Source organism: Frankia alni ACN14a, from assembly GCF_000058485.1.
Lineage (GTDB): Bacteria > Actinomycetota > Actinomycetes > Frankiales > Frankiaceae > Frankia > Frankia alni.
The window spans coordinates 5,372,205-5,393,805 of the sequence record NC_008278.1; the positions used below are offsets into that span (position 1 = coordinate 5,372,205).

Annotated in this window: 13 protein-coding genes; all 13 read right to left on the reverse strand. The window is 73.3% G+C overall.

From position 1 onward, the window contains the following. Window positions 1-102: 102 nt before the first annotated feature. The 13 genes from FRAAL_RS21610 to lgt all read right to left on the reverse strand — a co-directional run bounded on the left by FRAAL_RS21610 (window position 103) and on the right by lgt (window position 21,600). The gene (locus FRAAL_RS21610; RefSeq protein WP_011606068.1) at window positions 103-786 is read right to left on the reverse strand and encodes an SCO family protein; all 684 of its coding nucleotides are present in this window, start codon (window positions 784-786) and stop codon (window positions 103-105) included. Next, window positions 783-2,120, reverse strand: a complete 1,338-nt coding sequence (locus tag FRAAL_RS21615; RefSeq protein ID WP_231861182.1) for a glycoside hydrolase family 6 protein — start codon at window positions 2,118-2,120, stop codon at window positions 783-785. Before FRAAL_RS21615 ends, FRAAL_RS21610 begins: the two co-directional genes overlap by 4 nt. A 227-nt stretch (window positions 2,121-2,347) precedes the next feature. Continuing rightward, window positions 2,348-3,610 (reverse strand): glycoside hydrolase family 6 protein, encoded by a 1,263-nt coding sequence (locus FRAAL_RS35170; RefSeq protein ID WP_011606070.1) that lies wholly within the window; start codon window positions 3,608-3,610, stop codon window positions 2,348-2,350. A gap of 51 nt (window positions 3,611-3,661) precedes the next feature. Continuing rightward, window positions 3,662-5,371: a kelch motif-containing protein gene (locus FRAAL_RS21625; RefSeq protein WP_231861186.1), complete on the reverse strand. Its 1,710-nt coding sequence runs from the start codon at window positions 5,369-5,371 to the stop codon at window positions 3,662-3,664. Further along, the gene (locus tag FRAAL_RS21630; RefSeq protein WP_041940855.1) at window positions 5,371-7,893 is read right to left on the reverse strand and encodes a glycosyltransferase family 2 protein; all 2,523 of its coding nucleotides are present in this window, start codon (window positions 7,891-7,893) and stop codon (window positions 5,371-5,373) included. Before FRAAL_RS21630 ends, FRAAL_RS21625 begins: the two co-directional genes overlap by 1 nt. Further along, complete coding sequence (locus tag FRAAL_RS21635) at window positions 7,883-8,731, reverse strand: Trp biosynthesis-associated membrane protein (protein ID WP_011606073.1); 849 nt, start codon at window positions 8,729-8,731, stop codon at window positions 7,883-7,885. Before FRAAL_RS21635 ends, FRAAL_RS21630 begins: the two co-directional genes overlap by 11 nt. 448 nt (window positions 8,732-9,179) lie before the next feature. Continuing rightward, the gene (locus FRAAL_RS21640) at window positions 9,180-10,070 is read right to left on the reverse strand and encodes a sulfite exporter TauE/SafE family protein (protein WP_011606074.1); all 891 of its coding nucleotides are present in this window, start codon (window positions 10,068-10,070) and stop codon (window positions 9,180-9,182) included. 218 nt (window positions 10,071-10,288) lie between these two features. After that, entirely contained in the window at window positions 10,289-10,744 is a 456-nt protein-coding gene (locus tag FRAAL_RS21645) for a tellurite resistance TerB family protein (RefSeq protein WP_011606075.1), read from the reverse strand. 178 nt (window positions 10,745-10,922) lie between these two features. After that, window positions 10,923-13,190, reverse strand: a complete 2,268-nt coding sequence (locus FRAAL_RS21650; protein ID WP_308204179.1) for a phosphoinositide-specific phospholipase C-related protein — start codon at window positions 13,188-13,190, stop codon at window positions 10,923-10,925. 82 nt (window positions 13,191-13,272) lie between these two features. Next, complete coding sequence (locus FRAAL_RS21655; protein WP_011606077.1) at window positions 13,273-13,869, reverse strand: adenylate kinase; 597 nt, start codon at window positions 13,867-13,869, stop codon at window positions 13,273-13,275. A gap of 203 nt (window positions 13,870-14,072) precedes the next feature. Next, a complete protein-coding gene (locus tag FRAAL_RS21660; RefSeq protein WP_011606078.1) occupies window positions 14,073-15,515 on the reverse strand; it encodes a glutamate synthase subunit beta in 1,443 nt (480 codons plus the stop codon). 89 nt (window positions 15,516-15,604) lie between these two features. Continuing rightward, a complete protein-coding gene (gltB, locus tag FRAAL_RS21665; RefSeq protein WP_011606079.1) occupies window positions 15,605-20,200 on the reverse strand; it encodes a glutamate synthase large subunit in 4,596 nt (1,531 codons plus the stop codon). A 266-nt stretch (window positions 20,201-20,466) separates the two neighbouring features. After that, window positions 20,467-21,600, reverse strand: a complete 1,134-nt coding sequence (gene lgt, locus FRAAL_RS21670) for a prolipoprotein diacylglyceryl transferase (RefSeq protein ID WP_011606080.1) — start codon at window positions 21,598-21,600, stop codon at window positions 20,467-20,469. Window position 21,601 lies beyond the last annotated feature (1 nt).

Sequence of the window (21,601 nt, forward strand, 5' to 3'; positions counted from 1 at the left end):
ACAGCGACGACGACTCCGGGACGCGCGCGCCCGAGTGCAGTCGGGCATGCGGGCCGCTCCCCTCGCCACCGTCGCGGGGCGCCGGGCGGTCGGGCCCCGCGCTCAGCTCTCTCCCGCGAGCAGCAGCGGGATGTCGTGGGCGTAGTCGGCGACGGCGGTGCCGGCGAGATAGCCGACTCGGGCGACGCCGTCCGGGCCGATCGCCGTGACCTGGCTGCCGTGCGGCACCACGATCGTGCCATCCGCGGCCGGCGTCGGCGTGCTGAAGGTGACGCCGGCCGTGTCGGCGAGTCGGGTCACCGCCGTCGCCGGCCCGGTCAGGCCGACGAACGACCGGTCGAACTGATCGAGCCAGTGGCGCAGGACCGGGCCCGTGTCGCGGGCCGGGTCGGTCGTCGCGACGACCACCCGGACCCGGTCGCGCTGCGCGGGGGTGAGCAGACCCACCGCGGCGGCGAGGTCGGCGACCGTCGTGGGGCAGATGTCCGGGCAGGAGGTGTAGCCGAAGAACAGCAGGGTGAGCCGGCCGTCGGCGGCAGCCGGCAGGGTCCACGGCCGGCCGGCGGTGTCGGTGAGGGTCGCGCCGGGCAGGCGTACCGGGGGGTCGAGGCGCACGCCGCGCACCCCGGTGGCGCCGCTGACGTCGTCGAGGTGCACCGGTCCCCCGGCCGGCGACCCCGAGCCGCCGGCGGGCCCGCAGGCGGCGAGCAGACCGAGCAGCGCGACGAGGCAACCGACCAGAACCGCCGCGCGGCCCCACCGCGGCGGCCTGCCGCGCAGGGTCACGCGGCCCTGCTCGCCAGGCCCAGGGCGTAGTCGAGCCACCATCCGCCGGCGGCCGGGCCGCCGTTGCACGCGCCGTCGGACTCGCCGGGCACCTTGATCCAGAGGTAGGCGTCGGCGCGCGGGTTGCCCGTCCGGCCGCTGGGAGCCACGCCCAGGCCTCGGCCGGGTGGGTTGCACCAGGCGTTGTCGGCCGCCGGCCCCCGACCGTTGCGGGAGGTGTCGACGACGTAGTGGGCGGTGCCGCCGAGGGCGGCGACGACCGCGTCGCCGTAGGCCGTCTCGTCGGCGGTCTCGTCGAAGTTCGACACGTTGAGGGCGAAGCCCCGGGCCCGGGCGACGCCGGCCTGGCGCAGCCGGGCGGCGGTGTCGGCGACCGAATGCCAGGAGGCGTTGCCGGCGTCGAGGTAAACCTCGGCCCCGACCGCGGCGAGCTGGTCGACGGCGTAGCCGAGCATGGCGTACCGGGCGGTGGCGGCGGCCGGCGCCAGGCAGTCGATCTGGGCCAGGGCGTCCGGCTCCAGGATGACCGCGGCGGGGCCGGAGCCGATGCCGGCGGCGAAGGCGGCGATCCAGGCCCGGTAGGCGGACTCGCCGCCGACCCCGCCCGCCGACTGGCCACCGCCGCAGTCGCGCTGCGGGATCGCGTAGGCGACGAGCACGGGCAGCGCGCCGGCCGCCCGCACCACCCGGACCCGGTCGGCGACGCGGGTGCGCACGGTGGCGGGATCCGGATCGCCGAACCAGTCCGCGTGGGAGCGGTCGGCCAGTCGGGACAGCGTCTGCGCGCCGGCGGGATCGCTCTGGCGCAATGTGCGCACCGCCTGGGCCGCGTCACCGGCGGGATCGACGTAGAGGGTCGCGGCGGCGAACGGGTCGCCGGCCGTCGCAGCGACGACCGCCGGCAGCGCCGCGGCGCCGGTCGGCGTGCCGGAACCCCCGGCGCCCGCGACGGTGGGCCCGACCACCGTGACCGCCGGGCTGGCCGACGCCACCGGCCGGGTGGCACGGGCGGCGGGCGCGAGGGCCACGCCGACCTTCGCCCCCGGGACCGGGCCCGACGAGGCGAGTGTCGGCTCCGCCGGCGCCGGGGCGGGGGTGAGGGTGATGATGCCGGGCTGCGCGGCGACCGTGCTCGATCCGCCCGAGGACCCGTAGGCCGGCTCGATGACGAGTTGTTCCAGCCCGAAGCCGGCGCACACCATGAGCGCCGCGAACGGCCAGAGCAACGCGAAGAACCGGCCGTGGTGACCTCGCGCGGCGCCCGCGGCCGCCGGGACCCGGCCCACCGCCGGGGTGGGACGACGATGACGGCGGTGCCCCGAGGCGTCCGACACACGACCTCCGAATGCACGCGACCGCGCGGCGTTGACGCGCAGTGCCCCGATGTCGGGAAAGAGCATATCGACCGCCACAATGGCGACACACCGGCGGGTACCGGGGAATCTGCCGTACCGGGAGACTTCCCTCCCCCGTCCGGGGGGCGCGGATAACCGGTCGGCGTTCAGCCGGGCGTTCAGTCGGGCGTTCAGTCGGACGTTCAGTCGGACGTTCAGTCGGACGTTCAGCCCGCGGCGTTGCGCACGAGCTCCGCGGCCTGTTGCGGCCACCATGCGCCCGCCGTCGGATCGCCCCGGCCGCATTCCCCGTCGCTGGCGCCGGGCGTCTTCACCCAGAGGAACGCGTCGGCATGCGGATATCCCGTGCTGGTCGTGGGTTTCTCGCCGAGGCCGCGACCCGGCGGGTTGCACCACGGGTTCGTCAGCCCCACCGCCGGTCCGCGGCCGTTGCGGGAGGTGTCGACGACGTAGTGCGCCCCCCCGACGAACCGGGAGAGGACCTCGGCGCGGGCGGCCTCGTCCTCGGTGCGGTAGTAGTTCGCCACGTTGACGGCGAAGCCGCGGGCGTGCGCGATCCCGGCCTGCGCCAACCGCCCGGCCATGACCGCCGGGGCGATCCAGCCGCAGTTCGCGCCGTCCAGGTAGACGCTGGTCGCCGGCAGCGCGCCGTACACGTCGACCGCGTCACGCAGCAGCGCGTAGCGTTCCGCCGCCTGGGCGGCGTCGAGCCGGTCGATCTGCCCGAGCGCGTCGGGTTCGAGCACGATGACCGCCGCCGCGCCGCCGATACCCGCGGCGACCTGACGGGTGAACTGGCGGTAGGCGGCGGCGTCGGGCAGCCCGCCGGCGGAGTAGACGCCCCCGGTGTCCCGGTGCGGGATGGCGTAGACCATGTACACGGCGGTGGCGCCGGTCGCCTCCGCCGCGGCGGCCCGGCTGTGGACCTCACCGACGACGTCGGTCACCCAGTCGCCGACCGGGAAGGCGCTCGAGGTCTGCACGAGCGGGGCGATGGCCGCGGCCTCGGCCGGGTGTGCCTGGGCCTGCTGCGCCGCCTGGCCGGCCGGGTCGACCAGGAACGGACCCCGGGGCGCGCGGCCCCGCGCGGCGGCGCCGTCGGCCGACCCGGCGGCGGCCTCGCCGCCGGCAAGGGACGGACCGCCCCCGGCACCGCCGCCCGCGGGGCAGCGGGTCGGGTCCGGGGCGGGCACCGCAGTCGTGGCACCGGCCGCGCCCACGGCCCCGCCGGCCCCGCCGGCGCCGCCGGCCGACTTCCCCCCGCCCGGGCCGCACCCGACCAGCGTGACGACCAGCGCCGCGACCAGGGCGAGGACGGCGGCGACCCCGCGGGGTCGCCCGCCGGCGCGCGGGCGCCAGGCCCGCCCTGCCCGGCCACGCGGGGCCGGGGCCCGGCGCGGCCAGGCCGGCCGCACCCGGTCGCCGCCCGGCGGCGTGGGCGCGGCGACCCGGGACCTGGACGTCGGCACGAAGTCACTCCTCTCGACGGTGGCCTCGCCGACCCCGGCGTCGGGCGGCCGTCAGGGGGTCACGTGCACCCAGGTCGCGACCGACGGCACGTTCGCACCGTTGTCGACGAAGAGCATGTACCAGTCACCCGGCAGGACGTTCGGATTGTCCGGCACGCTCACGGTGACCGTACCGTCCGCCTGTGCCGTGATCGGCAACGCTACCGACCGTTGCTCGGTGTCGGTCACGTGGGTGTAGGCACCGGGCCGCATCAGCCGGACCTTGCCGATCTTCTGTGAGGCGTGCAGGGTGATCGTCGTGCCTCGGGTGATCGTGCCCGGGGCGCCGCTGATCACCGGGCGTTCCCCGGCGTACAGGTAGGGCGGGGAGTAGACCTCGACGCGGGTGTCGAACGTGTTGTCGTCGCTGAGCGGGTTCGAGCCGAAGACCGCGACCCGGCCGTCGGGCAGCAGCAGGTACTCGGAGTGGTAGTCGCGGCCGACATGCGGGTCGGCCACCGGGCGGAACGCCTTCGTCGCCGGGTCGTAGATCTCGGCGGTGAGGGTGTCCTTCGCCCGGTAGCGCCGCGACCCGCCGGAGACCAGCACGGTGTCGTCGGGCAGCAGCACGGCGCCCGGGTACCGCTTCGGCGAGCTGAGGTCCGGACCGCGCTGCCAGGCGGGCTGCGGCGCGGCCAGGTCGACGATGGCGGTGCGGTCGGTCGCCACCTGGGTGTCGCCGACGCCCCCGCCGCCGATGAACATGACCTTCTGGTCCTGCGCCGGGGCGAGCAGCACGGTGCCGGCCGTCTCGTTGACCTCGGGCAGCGGCAGCCCGGGAACGGCCTGGAACTGGTTGTTCGTGAGATTCCACAGGCCCGACTGGCGCGCCTCCAGCGACGCCGGTCCGTAGCCGGAGTTGGCGCCGGAGAAGAACAGTCGCCCGTCGGCGGCGAGCAGCAGCGACGGGTAGGTCGGGAACTCCTTGACCAGCTCCGGATGCTCGATCCAGGCCGAGCTCGCGATGTCGTAGGACTCGGTGTTGCCCGGGTCGATGTCGCCGTTCTCGTTGAGCCCGGAGACGGCGACGACCGCGCCGTTGGCGAGCGTGACCAGCGTCGGATACCAGCGGGCGTGCTGCAGGAACCCGGTCTTGACGTACCGCTCGCTGATCGGATCGAACACGTAGGAGTCCTTCAGGCCCTCGTATTCCTTCTTCTTGCCGTCGGGGGCGTCCTGCGCCAGCACCTCGTAGGCCTTCGTCCCGCCGGCGATCAGCAGATCGCCGTTGGGCAGGAAGGCGTGACCGGCGCAGAAGACGTCCCACGGCGTGTAGATCTTCTGGAAGCTGTTCGCCGTCGGATCCCACAGGACGGTCTCGAACCGCTTGGCGTCGAAGTTGTTCTTGTCGTTGCCGGAACCGGACATCAACAGAACCTTGCCGGTGCGCAGCAGCGCGGCATGGATGGACCGCGAGCCGCTGTCCGCGACGATGTCCCAGCGCCCGTTGTCCCGCATGTACGCGGGCTGGTGGGAGCGCCACTCGTCGTACCGGTCGGACGCCCAGGAGTCCATGTACGGGAAGTTGCCGGCGAGGACGACGAGCACGATGACCGTCGCCTGCAGGAGCCGACGGCGCCGCCGGGAGGTCGTCGGCGCGGCGACGACGGGGGCCATCCGGGGGTCGTCGAGTGGCCGCGGTCCGCCCGGCGGCGGCAGGTCGGAGACGGTCGGCGGGTCGGGGTCCGGCGTCGGGCCGGAACGCCGGGGACGGTCGGCCATCAGTGCAGCTCCTCGAGCGTGCCATCGAGGGTGACGCGGCGGCGGCGCGGGGTGAGCCGCATCGTGACGTCCTCGACGTAGGCGGGCTGCTCGCCCGCGGCGGACACCCCGGCCAGGTCCTTGCCGCGCCGGGTCAGGACGGTCTGCTGTTCCGTGAACGCCGGTTCGACCTGGGCAGGCTCGTCGTCGGCGTAGGCGGGCTCGGCGTAGGGGAGCTCGGTGAAGGGGAGCTCGTCGTCGGCGTAGGCGGGCAGGTCGGCCGGCCGCTCGGCAGCCCGGCGCTCCCGGCGCCACTCGCGCCCGTCCGCGGCGGGCCGATCGCCTTCCCGCGGCGGCCGGCCCCCGCTGGAGGGCAGTGTGCGGGTGATGACGGTGTCCTGGTCGGCACCGCCCGCGCCGGCGATCCCACCACCACCACCACCACCACCACCACCGGCACCGCCGGCACCGCCACCGCCAGCGCCACCGGCTGCGGCTCGGGCCGCGGCCGCGGCCGCCGCGGGGGCGGACAGCAGGATGGTGGGCCCGTCCACGCCCGTGGAATCGCCCGCCCGGCCCGCGGACTTCGCCGACGCGGCGGCGGGAACCCTCGGTCCGACGATCGTCTCGGCGCCGGCACCGGACGCGCCGGCGCCGGCCAGCACCGCGGGAATCGGCACGTGCACGTGCTCCGTCGCCGGCTCGGCGAACGTCGCGACGACGGCGGCCGGCACCTCCTCGGTGACCGGGTCGAGGGCGGACGGGTACCCGGCCGCGGCCGCGCGGACGGGTGCGTGCCCGCCCGACCCGACGGTCCGCGGCGCGCTACGCGGCGCCGGCACGTGCGCGGCGGGCAGCGGGTTCGGCGCCGCCGCACGCCGCGGCGCGAGGATCGGCTCGAGGCCCCAGAGCCCGATCGGCAGCAGACAGGTCACCAGCGACAGCGAGACCCAGACCATGTTCGCCGGGTACAGGTGGCCGAGCGCGGCGGCGGCCGCGATCGACCCCGCCGACCAGGCCGCCCAGAACAGGTGCTTGCGGAAGGTCAGCAGCCGGTCCGGGCTCGCCTGGTCGCCCTTCGGCGTCACGACGAAACCGAGCTTGCGCCGGAAGATCGCCCCGACGAACGCCGTCGAGTAGAACGGCGTGCACAGCACCGACACGAAGATGCCGGACATCCCGGCGCTGCCCGCCTCCTCGTGCGGGCTGGTGTTGAACCGGCGCAGCCAGAAGTAGAGCAGCAGCCGGGCGGCGAACACGTCGATGTAGAGCGCCAGCCACGCCGAGACGTGCACGACCACCCCGGTGGAGCCCAGCGCCATGTACGTCGTGGTGAGGATCATGCCGAGGATCCAGGTCAGCGCGACCGTCGGGTAGTGCAGCATGAGCGTGGCGTAGTGCAGCCGCGGGCCCCAGCTGAGCTTGCGCATCCGGCCGGCGGCCTCGGTGACGAGGACCTCGTTGGCGCCCCGCGCCCAGCGCAGCTGCTGGCTGAAGAAGTCCGTCCAGGTGGCCGGGCCCTCACCGACGGCGATGACGTCCGGGGTGTAGACCGAGGTCCAGCGGTGGTTCGTTCGCGGGTTGCGGGCGCCGTGCACGGCGAACGACGTCGCGAGGTCCTCGGTGATCGAGTCCTGGAAGCCGCCGATCTGCCGCCAGGTCTCGACCCGGTAGGCGTGGTTCGTGCCCACGAACATGCCGGCGGCGAACCGGTTCGCGGCCCGCTGGATGACCGAATGGAACATGTAGTTCTGCGCCTCGGCGCCACGGGTCAGGTAATGGCGGAAGTTTCCGTAGACCTGCGGGCCGACGACGAAAGCGACGTTCGGATCCCGGAAATAGCCGAGCATGCGTTCCGCGAAGTTCGGCAGCGGGATATGGTCCGGGTCGACGGAGAGCACCACGTCGTAGGTGTCGCCGTGCGCGTCGAGCCACGAGTTGTGGTTGCCGTGCTTGGTCTTCGCCCGGAACCGGCCGCGGCCGGTGTTCCAGCGCTCCACACCCTTGCGGGAGAAGTGGTTGACCCCGATCTCGGCGCACATCGCACGCACCGCAGGGTCGTCACCCTCGTCGAGCAGCCAGACGTCGATCGTCGAGTCGTGGCGGATGTTGCGCGCCGCGATGAGGGTGTCCCGGACGACGTCGAGGGGCTCCTTCGCCGGCACGATCGTCGTCGTGAAGGCGACGCGCAGCCCCTTCGGTGGTCGCACGGGCACCGGATTGCGCATGATGTAGGCCGACCAGCACAGGGTGATCGAGTTCAGTAGCCGGATACCCTCCGTGACCACGATCAGCCAGAACATCACGGCGTTGCCGACCTGCACGGCGGTCGGCAGGTACTTCGCATGCGGGTAGTGCTGCGGCTGAAGCAGCCACACGAAGAACAACGACGACAGGCCTACCGTGGCGATGAGCTGCGGCAACACCTGGTAGAGCGCCCGCCCGACCATGATCTTGCGGTAGGCGACGTGGTACTCCCCGCGGGCGGGGGGCTCCTGGAGCGGTCCGGCGAGCGTCGAGAACGACGCATAGTCATAGGCCATGGTCGACTCCGCGTTCCGCGGCTCCGTCGCCGCCCTGGATCCCACCGCGCCCCGCCGACCCGGCACCCGACCCGGCCGCTCCTGACCCGACCGTTCCTGACCCAGCCGGCCCCGACACCCCGGCTCCGGACACCACGGCTCCGGACGCCACGGCTCCGGACGCCACGGCTCCCGGCGTCTCGGCGGGGGCGGGCCCGGCGACAGGAGCGAAGCCGGCCTGCGCCGCTCCGGCCGGGCCGGCCCATCCGCCGGCCGTCGACGCGTGGGACTCCGCCGCGGCGCGGCGGGAGAGCCGCAGCCAGCCCACGGCCGTCAGCACCATCACGATTCCGGCCACGACCGCGGTCCACAGGCCCGCGCCGGCGGTGCCCGCCGCGACCGGTTCGTCGGTCTGGAAGGTGCCGATACGCAGCCGGCCGATCGTGTGCACGAGCGGATCGGCGGCGTGCAGCCGGCTCAGCGCGAGGCCGGTGACGGCGGCGCCGAGCAGGGCCAGCAGCGCGCCGAACGCGGCCCGGCCGCGGCGGTGCGCCAGCGGGCAGACCAGGGCCGTGACCAGGCCGAACGCGACGACCAGCGGCCCGGCCGGCCGCAACTGCCAGCCCGATCGGGTGACCACCAGCAACGCCGAGCCGCGGTCCGACAGGGTCGCGCGCGCCCAGGTGCGCGTCACGGCGGCCGCGGCGATCAGCCCGGCCAACGCGCACAGCGCCAGCGCCCGGTCCGACCAGCGCGCGGCCCCCGCCGACGGGCGGCTCAGGCCCCGCCCGCCCGCCCGCTGCGCCCCCGGCCGCGCCGCGCCGGACCGCCCGTCTGCACTCGGTTCATCGTCGAACACAAGACCCCTCCCAGCGGACGGCCACGCGCGTCGGCACTCCGACCGACCGCACGGGCATGCCGCGATACCGCGCCACCCCCTGGCGCGACAGGACCCACCGACCCCGCGCGGATCACGCTGGCAGCAGCCCCGCTGATAGACGCTCAGCGGGGCGAGATTGTTGCGCCATCCGCACAGGATTACCGTTACGTGAGCGTTCCTCGGGAACACTGCGTACACAGATTATGCGGGCGCGCCGAATACGGCTCCGCCGGGCCCGGCTCGTCGGGCTGCCATTGTGACACTGACGTGAGCGTCATTCGAGGCGCGGACCGGCAAAATTACCCGACGTAGGTCGGAGCGTTGTCCGGCCGGTTGTCCCGCGATGAGATGGCCGGCCGCGCGATGGCCTCCGGTGAGATCGTCCTCGATGCGACGGCCCCTGGTGAGATGGCCCGCGCGGCGCCGATCAGTTCCGGATGATGAGCACGATCGCCACGACGACACCCAGCGTGATGACCGCCGCACGCAGGAGGGTCGGGCGCAGCCGCCGGGCGATCCGGGCGCCGAGCAGGCCGCCGAGCAGCGAGGCGACCACGAGGATGCCCGCGAATCCCCAGGAGACCTTCGCGGTGATGAGGAACACGGCGACGCCCACCGCGTTCACGCCGAAGGCAAGCAGCGTCTTGAGCGCATTCGTGCGTTGGAGGTCGTCGACGAGCAGGATCCCCAGCACGCCGAGCAACAGCACCCCGAGGCCGGCGCCGAAGTACGAGCCGTACACGCCGGCGACGAAGATCCCGATTCGGGTGGGCCAGGTGACCGCGGTCGGTGAGCCGCCGATCCCCGCCGCAGACGCAGCCGGAACCGTCGAGGCGACCGGAACCGTCGAGGCGACCGGAACCGCTGAGGCGACCGGAACCGACGGGGCGGCCGGAACCGACGGGGCGGCCGTTGCCACGGCGGCCGCGGCCCGACGGCGCGCCACGACCGCGGCCAGCCGGGTCTGCGCCGCCAGCAGCAGGCAGGAGACCAGGACGAGGTACGGGACCAGGGCCCGAAAGCTGTCCGACGGGGTGGCCAGCAGCACGACCGCGCCGACGATCCCGCCGAGCATCGCGGGCGGTCCGAGCGCCCGCAGCCGGTCGACCTGGTCGGCGAGCTCGCGGCGGTAGCCCAGCGCACCGCCGGCGTAGCCGGTGAGCAGGCCCACCGACGAGGTGATGTTCGCGGTCAGCGCGGGCATGCCCGTGGTGAGCAGAGCGGGGAAGGCGATCAGGGTCCCTCCGCCGGCGATGGCGTTGACCGCTCCCGCCAGCAGACCCGCCCCGGCCGTCAGCAGGGCATCGGCTGGACCCACGCGTCCTCCCTCGTCACACGCCGTCGCCGCGGGGATCCACCCGGACGGCCATGGGCGCCGCAGTCCGCACCCGCCTGCCGCCCGGCTCCCCCGGGCAACGCGTTGACCTGCAGGTCAACCCGTTCGGGCGATCTGCCCGAGCATCCAGCTCCGGCGGCGAACATGGGAGAAAGTGTGACGAGGTAGGCGCTCGGCGGCCACCGTACCCCGGAGCGGAGCTACAGATCGAACTCCTCGGGGCTGATCCCGACCGCGAAACACGCCTCGCGCACGACGGCCTGCTCGCTCTTGTCGAAGGTGCCGTCCGCCCCGCCGATGACGATGCCGATCTGGATGACGGCGCGCGCCTCAGCCGGCTTCTTCTTCGTCTTGCCGATGTCCTGCAGGACGGACACCTTGCCGAACTCGAAGTCCGCCTGGAGCTTGCCGACGTAGTCGTTGAAGCGTCGCTGGAGGTCGTCGGCCGGGAAGTTGTTGAGCACGTCATTCGAGATGATCAGTGACGCGACCCGCTGACGCTCGGCCGGGTCGATCGTCCCGTCCGCCGCCGCGACCAACGCGCAGATCGCCATGCTGGCATCGCGGAAGGCGCCGCTTTTGAGGTCGTTCTTCTTCGCGGCGAGCTGGCCCTGCATCGTCTGGGCGGACTGCCGAAGCTGGTTCCAGATGGGCACCTGGACTCCCTTGCGCGGGTGTGGGGTCGACGGAGGCGTCTTCTCGCTGGTTGCAACGCACGATGGCCGACCCATGCTCCCACCGGCTACCCCCGCCACCCCGTCAACCTCCGCCACCCCGTCGACCTCCGGCGCCGTCATCAGCCTCCGGTGGCGTCAGCAGCCTCCAGTGGCGTCATCAGCCTCCGGTAGCGGAGGCCGCCGATGCGGGGAGGCGGTTGAGGCGGTCGACCGCGGCCTGCGCCGAACCGATCGTCGAGAAGTCGACCGCGACGAACGTCGGCGTCCGGCCCTGCTCCGCACGGCAGCGCTCGGCTCTGCCGACGATGGTGTCGGCGGCGTTGGAGGTCAGCGCGGCCCGCCGGCTGGGCGCGGCGTCGGTCAGCCAGTGGTTCATCAGCAGCAGGCCCGCACCGGCCGCGCCCCGGTTGCGCACGCAGCCGCGCAGGTCCTCGGGCCGCTTTGCGGCGAACGGCGTGTCGGCGGCGTACCGGTAGAAGCCGCGCAGGAACGTGCCCGGCAGGTCCTGGCGCTCGGTGAAGACCACCAGCCGCCGACCCGAATCGATCATGGCGCGCAGCGTCGGCCAGCGTCCATGGGGATCGTCGGGCGGCGTCGCGACCATGCCGGCGAGCCCCGCCGCCGCAACCCCGCCGGCGATCTCGCTGGCCGGGACGTCGTCATCCTGAATGATCAGTGTCACCACCTCGGTCGGGTTGCGGGCCATCCAGTCCCGCACCCGGCCGAGCTCCGTGACGAGGTCCAGCGAGCCGAGCTGGCACAGGTTGTGGCACAGCCAGACGCCGGGCCGCGTCGACACGGCACCCCGGGTCAGCGGGGCCAGCGCCGCGCGGGTCGCCGGCGGCAGCGTGGCCAGGTACGCCTCGACCTGCGCGGGTGGCGTCCAGTGATGGACGTCGATCAGCAGCGTCCGCACCCCGGAGTCGAGCTGGTGGACGATCGTCGGGTCCTGGGACGGGCCGAGGAACCGGTCCTCGCTGTTCGCCATCGCGTTGTGGGTCGCGAGGTAGGTCACCTGGTCGTAGCGCCGATCGCACAGCGAGGGGCTGCTCTCGCACAGCTCGCGCGGCTCGGCGGCGGCGCCGGGGAACGCGGTCCAGGTCACGGTGACCATCACGGGCACGGCCAGGGCGAACGCGGTGGCGACCCGGCGGCGGCGACCCGTCCGGCTCCACCGCGCCGACACCGCGACCAGCAATGACAGCCCGGCGGCGGCCAGGCCGACGACGAGCGTCCAGGCCACGACCCGCAGGTAGTCGCCCTCCACCGTCCCGTAGGCGTGCCGGGAGAAGTCGACGAGCACCGCGCTCGCCCTGGGGGGCAACGGCGAGCGCGGCCCGGCGAGCGAGGTCAGCGGATTGGGCAGGGTCAGGCGCAGCACCGCCCCGAGCAGGGCCGCGCCGAGCCCGGCCGCGATCACCGCCCCGGCCGCCGCGCGGACCCGCGAGACCCCCCGCCGCCCGGCCAGCACGACGATGCCGGCCAGCGCGCCGGCCATGATCAGGCTCAGCAGCACGGTCACCCAGGTCAGGGTGGCGGCGACGTCGTGCAGGCGGTCGATCGCGGTGATCGCCGGGGAGTCGCGCAGGTCCGACAGGCGTAGGCCGAGGTCGAGGGTGGAGCCGTGCAGCGACGCCTGCAGCCGCGCGGTGGCCCGCTCGTCGCCCTGGAAGACCTGCGGCCCGATGAGGGCCAGCGCCCCGGCGACGTCGCCCGAGCGCAGCAACGCCCGCAGTTCGGGACCGACGCGCGCGCGGGTCGCCGGATCCACCCGGTCGAGCACGAGCGGCAGGATCCGGTCGGTGTCCTGCGGGGTCAGCTCGATGCTGGGCAGCGACGCCGGGGGGCGGCCCGCCGCGATGTCGTCCAGCGCGGTCAGCACGCCGTGGGTGAAGTCCTGCACGGACGCGACCCGGTAGCTGGTGCCGGCGCCGAGCTCGCCGGCGATGTAGCGGTTGGCCAGGCCGGAGATGTTGCCGAAGATGGGCCGCAGGTCGACGGCGAGCTCCACGTCGCCGGTGCGGGCGCGCAGGTAGTCGACGATCCGGGTGATCTGCTCGTCGGTCATCTCCTGCACCGTCGCCGGCGGCAGCACCGTACGCAGGTTCGCGGTGACCAGTGAGCTGTCGATCGGCAGACCGGCGAGCAGCGTGTCGACCGCCGGGTCGGGCAGGACCTCGGTGTAGATGCGGTCGTAGGCGTGCGCTCGGGCCAGCGACTGGGAGTAGAAGGCCGGGTTCAGCACGGTCCGCGACGCGGTGAGGATGACCACCAGCGGCAGCCAGCAGACCACGACGAGGGCAACCAGACCGAGGTGCGTGGCGCGCCGGCGGCCCGTGTGCGGCGGACCGGCGGCGGGCTGGGCGCCGCCCGTGGCCCGACCGGTCCGTACCGACGGCTCCCGCTCATCCGCGCCCTGGCTCACCGCGTTCAAGATATCGCGACTCGACGCGGTCCCACGCGGGCGGCAGCGACCGGGGACCCCTCGGGCTCCCCCGCCGCAGCGGTCAGCCGGGCAGGTGCAGCTCGGGGTGGGCGGTGTCCGCCAGCACGCGCTCGATGCGGGCGGCCACCTCGTCGGGGGTGCCCGCGCCGTCGACGGTGCGCAGCAGTCCGCTGCGGCGGTAGTAGCGGCGCAGCGGCGCGGTCTCCTCCGCGAAGACCTTCAGCCGGCGACGCGCGGTGTCGTCGCCGTCGTCGACGCGGTCCTCGGTGTGCGCACGGCGGCGGATACGGTCGAGCACCTCGTCGATGTCGACGTCGAGGTCGATGACCGCGTCGAGCGGGCCACAGCTCGCGGCGAGCATCCGGTCCAGCGCCTCCGCCTGCGGGTAGGTGCGGGGGAAGCCGTCGAGCAGGAAGCCGACGGCGCAGTCGACGCTGCCGTCGAGCCGCTCGGCGACCATGTCCAGGACGATCTCGTCGGGCACGAGCTCGCCGGCGCGGACATACCGCTCGGCGCGGCGGCCCAGGTCCGTCCCCGCGGCGATCTGCCGGTCGAAGAGCTGGCCGGTGGAGATCGCGGGAATGCCGTGGCGGGCGCTGATGCGCGCGCCCTGCGTTCCCTTGCCGGAGCCCGGGGGGCCGAGCAGCACGAGCCTCATAGGACAGGACGGTACCGCCACCAGCGCCGATGCCCCTAGCAGATCTCGGTCAATCGGGGCAGATCCGGCAGGGAGCAAGGCACATCACAGCGCTGTGTCACCGAACGCGAACAGCTGACCGTCGCGGCCGCACGCGGCCACACCGGTGACGCCGGCGGGGACCGGCCGTGACGGCCGCCCCTGCGGGAGGGCGGCCGTCATCGTCAGCGACGGGTCGGGGTGATCGGCTCGGGCAGGTCGGTGCGGCCCATGAGGTGGCGATCGACCGCGGCGGCCGCCGCGCGCCCCTCCGAGATCGCCCAGACGATCAGCGACTGGCCGCGGCCCATGTCCCCGGCGACGAACACGCCGGGCACCGACGACGACCAGCCGGCGTCGCGGGCGACGTTGCCCCGGGGGTCGAGGTCGACCCCGAGATCGGTCAGCAGGCCGGGCTTCTCCGGGCCGGTGAAGCCCATGGCCAGCAGCACCAGCTCGCAGGGCAGCTCGACGTCGGTGCCCTCGACCTTCTCGAACTTCCCGCCGACGAAGCGGACCTCGTGCATGCGCAGCGCCCGCACGTTGCCCTCGTCGTCACCGAGGAACCGCTCGGTGTTGACGGCGAAGACCCGCTCGCCGCCCTCCTCGTGCGCGCTGGACACCCGGTAGACGATCGGGTACGACGGCCACGGGTTGGCCGGCGCCCGCAGCTCCGGCGGCCGCGGCATGATCTCCAGCTGGTGCACCGACGCCGCGCCCTGGCGATGCGAGGTGCCCAGGCAGTCCGCGCCGGTGTCGCCGCCGCCGATGATGACGACCCGCTTACCCTTCGCCGAGATCGGCGAGGTCGCCAGGTCGCCCTGGGCGACCCGGTTCGCCGGCACCAGGAACTCCATGGCGAGGTGGATGCCGCCGAGCTCGCGGCCGGGGACCGGCAGGTCGCGACCGACCGTCGAGCCACCGGCGAGCACGACCGCGTCGTACGAGGAACGCAGCTCGTCGGCGGAGATGTCGACCCCGACGTTGCAGGAGGTCACGAACGAGGTGCCCTCGGCCTCCATCTGGGCGAGCCGCTGGTCGACGACCTTCTTCTCCATCTTGAACTCGGGGATGCCGTAGCGCAGCAGCCCGCCGATCCGATCCGCCCGCTCGTACACGACGACGTCGTGTCCGGCGCGGGTGAGCTGCTGGGCGGCGGCGAGCCCGGCCGGGCCGGAGCCGACCACGGCGACCCGCTTCCCGGTGCGGACCGTCGGCGGCACCGGCACGACGGTGCCGTCCGCCCAGGCCCGGTCGATGATGCTGACCTCGACCTGCTTGATGGTCACCGGGTCGTCCCCGATACCCAGCACGCAGGCCGCCTCGCACGGCGCGGGGCACAGCCGGCCGGTGAACTCGGGGAAGTTGTTCGTCGCGTGCAGGCGCTCGATCGCGTCGGTCCAGTCCCCGCGCCGGGTCAGGTCGTTCCACTCGGGGATGATGTTCCCCAGCGGGCAGCCGTTGTGGCAGAACGGGATGCCGCAGTCCATGCACCGGCCGGCCTGCTCGCGCAGGTGCTCCTCGGGGAAGGGCTGGTAGACCTCCCGCCAGTCCTGGAGGCGGAGGTCGACCGGCCGGCGCTTCGGCAGCTCCCGGCGGTGCTTGAGGAAGCCTGTCGGGTCAGCCATGACACTCCTGTCGGATCCGTCCGGGCCACCCGGCCCCATCGACGTTCAGCTTCTCCACGGCCGGCCGGCCGCCGCACGGGCGGCGCCGGTCAGACACGACTCGCCGCCATGATGACGTCCTCGGCGACGAGGCCCTGCTCCTCGGCCTGGCGGATCGCGGTGAGCACCCGCTTGTAGTCGCGCGGCATGACCTTGCGGAACGCGCCGCGCACGTTCTCCCAGTCGGCGTAGAGCCGCGCGGCCACCGTCGAACCGGTCTCCCGGCGGTGGCGGACGAGCAGGTCGCGCACGACCGCCTCGTCAGCGGCCTCCAGGTCCTCGACGTCGACCATCTCGGTGTTGATCCGGGCCTCGACCGGGTCGTACAGGTACGCCACGCCGCCGCTCATGCCGGCGGCGAAGTTCCGCCCGATCGCGCCGAGGACCAGCACCGTGCCGCCGGTCATGTACTCGCAGCCATGGTCGCCGACGCCCTCGACGACCGCGGTCGCCCCGGAGTTGCGCACGCAGAACCGCTCGCCGACGATCCCGCGGAAGAACGCCTCCCCCGCCGTCGCCCCGTAGAGCAGGACGTTGCCCGCGACGATGTTCTCCTCGGCGCGCAGCGGCGACTCCTTGGGCGGGAACACGAAGATCTTGCCGCCGGACAGGCCCTTGCCGGTGTAGTCGTTCACGTCGCCCTCGAGGGTCAGCGTCATGCCCCTGGGGGCGAAGGCGCCGAAGCTCTGCCCGGCGGACCCGGTGAAGCGCAGCTGGATCGTGTCGTCGGGCAGCCCGGCCGCGCCGTACCGCTTCGTCACCTCGTAGCCGAGCATCGTGCCCACGGTGCGGTTGACGTTGCGGATCGGCATCTCGAGCCAGACCGGCCGGCCGTCGTCGAGGGCCCCCTCGCAGAGCTGGATCAGCGAGTTGTCCAGCGCCTTGTCCAGCCCGTGGTCCTGGCTGGAGGTGCAGTTCAGCGAGCCGCCGAACGGCCGCTCGGGGGTGTGCAGCAGCGGCGTGATGTCGAGCCCGGAAGCCTTCCAGTGCTCGATCGCCGCGCGGGCGTCGAGCAGGTCGACGCGGCCGACGGCCTCCTGCAGGGTCCGGAAGCCCAGCGCCGCGAGGTAGGCGCGAACCTCCTCGGCGATGAAGGTGAAGAACGCCTCGACGAACTCCGGCCTGCCGGTGAACCGCTCCCGCAGCGCCGGGTTCTGGGTGGCCACTCCAACCGGACAGGTGTCCAGGTGACAGACGCGCATCATCACGCAGCCGGCGACGACGAGCGGCGCGGTGGCGAAGCCGAACTCCTCGGCGCCGAGCAGCGCGCCGACGACGACGTCGCGGCCGGTCTTGAGCTGGCCGTCGACCTGCACGACGATCCGGTCGCGCAGCCCGTTGAGCAGCAGCGTCTGCTGGGTCTCGGCCAGGCCCAGCTCCCAGGGGGCGCCGGCGTGCTTGAGCGAGGTCAGCGGGGACGCGCCGGTGCCGCCGTCGTGCCCGGAGATCAGCACCACGTCGGCGTGCGCCTTGGAGACGCCGGCGGCGACCGTGCCGACGCCGACCTCGGCGACGAGCTTGACGTGCACCCGCGCCTTCGGGTTGGCGTTCTTCAGGTCGTGGATGAGCTGGGCGAGGTCCTCGATCGAGTAGATGTCGTGGTGCGGCGGCGGGGAGATCAGCCCCACGCCGGGCGTCGAGTGCCGGGTCTTCGCGATCCACGGGTAGACCTTGTGGCCCGGGAGCTGGCCGCCCTCGCCGGGCTTCGCCCCCTGCGCCATCTTGATCTGGATGTCGTCGGCGTTGGCCAGGTACTCGCTGGTCACGCCGAACCGGCCGCTGGCGACCTGCTTGACCGCCGAGCGGCGCAGGTCCCCGTTGGCGTCGGGGACGAAACGGCGGGCGTCCTCGCCGCCCTCGCCGGTGTTCGACTTGCCGCCGAGCCGGTTCATCGCGATCGCCAGGGTCTCGTGCGCCTCCGCGCTGATCGACCCGTAGGACATGGCGCCGGTGGCGAACCGCTTGACGATCTCCGAAACCGGTTCGACCTCGTCGATCGGCACCGGTGGGCGTACCCCGGTGCGCAGCTCGAACAGCCCGCGCAGAGTCGAGTTCTCCCGGGACAGGCCGTCGACCTTGCCGGTGTACTCCTGGAAGACGTCGTACTGGCGGGTCCGGGTGGCGTGCTGGAGCAGGAAGACGGTCTCCGGGTTGAACAGGTGGATCTCGCCCTCGCGCCGCCACTGGTACTCGCCGCCGACCTCCAGGCCCCGGTGGGCGAGCTCGGAGGCGACCCGCGGGTGCGCACGGCGGTGCCGGGCGGCGACCTCGTCGGCGATGACGTCCAGCCCGATGCCGTCCAGGCGCGAGGGGGTGCCGACGAAGTAGGCGTCGACCAGCTCCTGGGACAGTCCGATCGCCTCGAAGACCTGGGCGCCGGTGTAGCTGGCGACGGTGGAGATGCCCATCTTCGACATCACCTTCAGCACGCCCTTGCCGAGCGCCTTGATCAGGTTCTTCTCGGCCTGCTCCCGGGACACGTCGGCGATCTCGCCCTCGGCGATCAGGGTGTCGATCGACTCGAACGCCAGGTACGGGTTGACCGCCGCGGCGCCGTAGCCGGTGAGCAGGGCGATGTGGTGCACCTCGCGGGCGTCGCCGCACTCGACGATGAGGCCGACCTTCGTCCGGGTCCGCTCCCGGATCAGGTGGTGGTGCACGGCCGCGGTGAGCAGCAGCGACGGGATCGGCGCCTTGCGCTCGTCGGAGTCACGGTCGGAGAGCACGACGATGCGCGCCCCGTCGGCGATGGCCTCGCTGACCCCGGCGCAGATCTCGTCGAGGCGGGCCGCGAGCGCCGCCCCGCCCCCGTCGACGTCGTAGAGGCCGCGCACGGTCACCGAGGCGAACCCGGGCATGTCCCCGTCGTCGTTGATGCCGATGATCTTCGAGAGCTGGCCGCTGGAGATCACCGGGTAGGGCAGGTGCACCATCCGGCACGACGCCGGCGACGGCGCGAGCAGGTTGCCCTCCGGGCCCAGGGTCCGCCCGAGGCTGGTGACCAGCTCCTCCCGGATCGCGTCCAACGGCGGGTTGGTGACCTGCGCGAACAGCTGGGTGAAGTAGTCGAACAGCAGCCGGGGACGGCTGGAGAGCACGGCGACGGGAGTGTCGGTGCCCATCGAGCCGATCGGCTCGGCGCCGGCACGCGCCATCGGCGCGACCAGGACGCGCAGCTCCTCCTCGGTGTAGCCGAACACCTGCTGGCGGCGCAGCACCGAGGAGTGGCCGTAGATGACCTGCTCGCGGTCGGGCAGGTCGTCCAGCGAGATCAGCCCGGCGTGCAGCCACTCGGCGTAGGGGGCGGCGCCTGCCAGCTCCGACTTGATCTCCTCGTCGCTGACGATGCGCTTCTGCGCGGTGTCGACGAGGAACATCCGGCCCGGCTGCAGCCGACCCTTCTGGACGATCTTGTGCGGCGGGATGTCGAGCACGCCGACCTCGGAGGCCATCACGACCAGCCCGTCGTCGGTCACCCAGTAGCGCGAGGGGCGCAGGCCGTTGCGGTCCAGCACCGCGCCGATCACCGTGCCGTCGGTGAACGCGATCGACGCCGGGCCGTCCCAGGGCTCCATCAGCGTGGAGTGGAACTCGTAGAAGGCTCGCAGCGCCGGATCCATCTCGGCGTGGTTCTCCCACGCCTCGGGGATCATCATCAGCACCGAGTGCGGCAGGCTGCGCCCGCCGAGGTGCAGCAGCTCCAGCACCTCGTCGAAGCTCGCCGAGTCGCTCGCGCCGTCCGCGCAGATCGGGAACAGCCGGGCCAGGTCGCCGGGGATGAGGTCGCTGGCCAGCAGCGCCTCGCGGGCCCGCATCCAGTTCCGGTTGCCACGGACCGTGTTGATCTCGCCGTTGTGCGCGACGAACCGGTAGGGGTGTGCCAGCGGCCAGCTCGGGAACGTGTTCGTCGAGAAGCGGCTGTGCACGAGCGCGATGGCGCTGGCGAACCGCGGATCGTCGAGGTCGGGGAAGTAGGCCGAGAGCTGATGCGTGGTCAGCATGCCCTTGTAGACCAGCGTCCGCGACGACAGCGAGGACAGGTAGACGCCGGTCTCCCGCCGGATCCGCTTGCGCACGCAGAACGCCCGGCGCTCCAGGTCACCCACGTCGAAGCCGTCGTCGGCGCCGTCCGCGGCGGCACCCTCGGCCGGCCCCTGCGCGTTCGCGACGCCCTTCGCCCCCGCGCCGGGCAGGCTGCCCGGCAGGGCGAGGAAGAGCTGGCGCATCCTCGGCTCCACCTCGCGGGCCGCGTGCCCGACGATGTGGCTGACCGTCGGCACCTCGCGCCAGCCGAGGACCCGCAGGCCCTCCTGGCGGACGATGCGGCTGATCGTGCGCACCGCGTCGTCGCGTTCCCCCGCGACCTGCGGCAGGAAGGCGATGCCGACCGCGTACCGCCCGGGCGCGGGCAGGGCGAAGTCGACCACGTCGCGCAGGAACAGATCGGGGACCTGGACCAGGATGCCGGCTCCGTCGCCGGTGTCCGGGTCACTGCCCGACGCACCTCGGTGATCGAGGTTGCGCAGCACGGTCAGGCCCTGGTCGACCAGTTCGTGGCTACGTCGGCCGCGCACGTCGACGACGAAGCCGACACCACAGGCGTCGTGTTCGAAGGTGGGGTCGTAAAGACCTTGCGCACTCGGCATCCGGCGAAGTCCTGTCCATCTTCAGGGGCTGAAGGAGGTGCGGACGACGCTGTCCGAGGTGAAACGAGACATGACAGCGCTGGCCCAGCGCCGGCTGCCTCCTGTCGAGTGTGCCACGCGCCGCGTCGATGCGCCGTGATCATATATGTCCAGGAGATCACGGCCGTATAACGTCACATTTCCGGGCATGACCACGGGTGGCCCGAGTAGTGCGGCGGCACCGTGCCGTGAGCCCGGGCGCGTCGCTCGGGCAGCGCCGTGAACGCTCAGGTCGCGGGCGGTCTTTCGACCCGCGTCCGCCCGGAGGACACCGCGGCCGCTCCGTTCTCGGCCCCCGCGACCGGCTGCTCCCCTGCCCCTGCCCCTGCGCCGTCGGCGTCGTTGACGTTGACGTTGACGGGATCGGCGCCGTTGACGTTGGCGCCGTTGACGTTGCTGGGATCGGCGCCGTCGACGTCGGCGCCGTTGACGTCGACCCCGTCCGTGGCGTCGTCGTGCCGGGTGGCCGTGCGGGTCTCGCCGGCGGTTTCGCCGGCGGCGTCCGTCGGCTGGCGCCGGGTCCGATCCTGGACCAGCCCCAGCGCCCGCTGCTCCTGCGGGGACACGTCCGGGTCCACCGGCCGGCGCACGACCAGCAGCGCCACCACCGCGCCGACGCACACGATCGCGGAGGTCCAGATGTTCACGCGCAGGCCGAGGATCTCGTCCGCGGTGTCGATGCGCAGCATCTCGATCCACAGCCGGCCGAACGTGTAGAGCGCGACGTACAGGGCGAACAGCCGGCCACGGCCGAGGCGGTGGCGCCGGTCGACCAACAGCAGGATGGCGGCCACGACGAGGTTCCACAGGAATTCGTAGAGGAACGTCGGCTGGTACGTCGCCACCCCCGGGTCGGCCCGGTGCGCGGGGTCGATGCGCACCGCCCAGGGCAGCGTGGTGGGCTTGCCATAGAGCTCCTGGTTGAACCAGTTGCCCCAGCGCCCGATGGCCTGGGCGAGGATGATCCCGGGCGCGGCGGCGTCGGCGAACAGGGCGAGGCTGATCCCGAGACGCCGGGCGGCGAGCCAGGCGCCCAGCGCGCCGCCGGCGATGGCCCCCCAGATCCCCAGCCCGCCGTTCCAGATCTTCACCACGTCGGCGACGTGCCCGTGCTCGCCGAAGTAGGCGTCCGGGGTGCTGAGCACGTGGTAGATCCGGGCACCGACGATCCCGAAGGGGACGGCCCAGTAGGCGATCTCCCCGGCGAGCGCCGGGTCCATGCCCCGGGCACGCAGCCTGCGTCCGGTGACGACGACGGCGACGACGATGCCGATGATGATCATCAGGGCGTAGGCGCGCAACGGCACCGGCCCGAGATGCACCACACCGCGGGAGGGGCTGGGGATGGCGGCGAATACCACG